Origin of the sequence: Mesorhizobium sp. M1334 (assembly GCF_040317995.1) — a bacterium.
Taxonomy (GTDB): domain Bacteria; phylum Pseudomonadota; class Alphaproteobacteria; order Rhizobiales; family Rhizobiaceae; genus Mesorhizobium.
Genome location: NZ_JAMYLM010000066.1, coordinates 1 through 2,543 on the forward strand (window position 1 = coordinate 1; position 2,543 = coordinate 2,543).

Here is a 2,543-nt window from a genome sequence, read left to right on the forward strand (position 1 = left end):
GTAAGCGCCACGCCGCTCCCCTCGTGCGGCGCATGAGGTGAATGTGCGAAGAATCCCCCCGATCGCGAGAGACGGAGGGCCTACGTGGGAGCAGACGGCAAAATGGACGTCCATTTGGACGTCCCAACAGCTGGCTACGCAGGCCGGGTCGAGGTTCTGGACGGTCCAACGGGACGGCGGGTTCGCTCGGAGGCCGAGAGAGCCCGGATTGCGGCCGAGAGCCTGATGCCGGGGGTGCAGGTGGCGGCGGTCGCGCGCAAGCATGGCGCGACCCGCTGGCAGGTCTACGATTGGCGGCGTCGCCTTCGTCAGGGACAACTGGCACTGCCGGAAAGCATGGCTCCGATGTTCGCGCAGTTGATGGTGGACGACTCATCGGCGCCTCAGCGGAGGATGAGGCCATCGAAATCGACGCCGGCGAAGGTGGAAATCGTGATCGACGACATGGTGATCCGAACGGCGGTTGACCTCGAGCAGCTGTCGCAGGTGATCCGAGCGGTTCGGGCCTCGCGATGATTGCACCGGGCAACGATCTGAAGATCTACGTGGCGACCCGGCCGGTTGACTTCCGGCGCGGCATGGACGGATTGGCATTGGCTGTGCAGGAGATGCTAGGCCTCGACCCATACTGTGGGGCAGCCTTCGTCTTCCGGGCCAAAAGGGCTGACAGGATCAAGATTTTGGTGTGGGATCGCACCGGCCTTGTGCTCGTTCACAAGCGGCTCGAGGGCTCGAAGTTCGTCTGGCCGCAGGTTCGCGACGGAGTGATGCGCATGTCGCCGGCGATGTTCGCGGCCTTGTTCGAAGGGCTGGATTGGAGACTGGTTCGCCCCGAGCGGGCACGGCGTCCGCAGCTTGCCGGATGAGTGTGGCACAGTGACTCAGGTGCCTTGTCTCCAATGGCGTTATCGGCACTCATGTGCTTGATTTAGTGCATGAATCTGACGGTTCTCCAGGAAGAGAACGAGCGTTTGAAGGCGCTCCTGGCCCAGACGCAAGCGGCCCTGGCCGAGCACCAGGCTGCCTTAGCTGCATCCGAGGAGGCGCGCCGCCGGCTGGAGAGCGTCGTCAGCCAGCTCAATCACGAGAAGTTCGGCGCCAAGTCCGAGAAGCTGCATCCCGATCAATACCACCTGCCACTCGAAGACGTGGAGATCGCGCAGGGCGTGCTCGATGCCGCGCAGGAAAAGGCGCAACGGGTCATCCAGGGGCGTTCGGACGGCTCGTCCGGTTCGCGCCAGCGCAATCGTGGCCACTTGCCTGCCCATCTGCCGCGAGTGGAGCGGATCATCGAGCCCAAGAGCACGCTGTGTCCGTGCGGCTGCGGCGAGATGGCCAGGATCGGCGAGGATGTCAGCGAGCGGCTCGACGCAATCCCGGCGCAACTGCGCGTGCTGGTCACGCGCCGCCCGAAATACGCTTGCCGGCGCTGCTCGGGCGCCGTCGTGCAGGCGCATGCGCCCGAGCATATCGTGCCCGGCGGCCTGCCGACCGAGGCGCTGATCGCCCAGGTCATCGTCGCCAAGTTCGGTGATCATTTGCCGTTCTACCGGCAGGCCGAGATCTACGCCCGCCAGGGCATCCAGCTGGATCGGGCGACACTGGGCAACTGGGCAGGCCGGGCCTGCTTCCATCTCAAGCCCATAGCCGACCACATGCGCGGGCATCTGGCTGCGGCCGAGCGCCTGTTCATGGACGAGACCACGGCGCCGGTGCTCGATCCCGGACGCGGCAAGGTCAAGAAGGGCTTCTTCTGGGCAATCGCTTCCGATGACCGCGGCCATGGTGGCCAAGGCCCGCCCATCGTGCTGTTCCACTATGCGCCGGGACGCGGCGGCGAGCATGCCGAACGCTTCCTTCAAGGCTTCGCCGGACAGTTCCTGCAGGTTGACGCCTATGAGGGCTATGACCGGCTGACACGCTTGGAGCGGCCACAAGGACCATGGATGCTCGTCCATTGCTGGAGCCACCTGCGCCGACGTTTTGTGAAGCTGGCGCGCAACACCAAGTCCCCGATCGCCGAAGCCGCCGTGCGCCAGATCGCTACGCTCTACGCCGTCGAGGCGACGGTGCGCGGCATGACGCCACAAGCTCGGCTCGCCGCGCGACAGCAGTACTCCACCCCGATCATCGCCGCCTTGAAGCCGTGGTTTGAAAAGCAATTGTCGATGATCTCCTCGGGCTCAAAGCTGGCCGAAGACATCCGCTATGGTCTTGCCCATTGGCAAGGGCTCACGCGCTTCCTCGGCGACGGCCGGCTCGAGCTCGACACCAACCCAGTCGAAAACGCCATCCGACCACTATGCTTGACCAGAAAAAATGCCCTGTTTGCTGGCCATGAGGTCGGGGCCGAAAACTGGGCGCTGCTCTCATCCGTCGTGGCCACCTGCAGGCTCAACGACGTCAATCCCGTTGCCTACCTCGCCGAAACTCTCGACGCCATCATCAACGGCCATCCGCAGAGCCAGATCGAGGAACTCATGCCCTGGCGATTCCGGAAAACGTCAAGCCCAAATCCATAGGCGGTCGGCAAGGCGCTTACG

Annotated in this window: 3 protein-coding genes; all 3 read left to right on the forward strand. The window is 64.4% G+C overall.

Features of this window, described 5'->3' with window-relative positions; translation table 11 throughout:
* The first annotated feature begins 102 nt into the window (after nucleotides 1–102).
* On the forward strand, nucleotides 103–516 hold the full coding sequence (tnpA, locus tag NKH17_RS33250) for an IS66-like element accessory protein TnpA (RefSeq protein WP_352973535.1): 414 nt from the start codon (nucleotides 103–105) through the stop codon (nucleotides 514–516).
* A complete protein-coding gene (gene tnpB / locus NKH17_RS33255; RefSeq protein WP_027054633.1) occupies nucleotides 513–866 on the forward strand; it encodes an IS66 family insertion sequence element accessory protein TnpB in 354 nt (117 codons plus the stop codon). The genes tnpA and tnpB overlap by 4 nt, the downstream gene beginning before the upstream one ends.
* A gap of 69 nt (nucleotides 867–935) precedes the next feature.
* Nucleotides 936–2,522, forward strand: a complete 1,587-nt coding sequence (gene tnpC / locus NKH17_RS33260) for an IS66 family transposase (protein ID WP_352973536.1) — start codon at nucleotides 936–938, stop codon at nucleotides 2,520–2,522.
* Nucleotides 2,523–2,543: the final 21 nt, after the last annotated feature.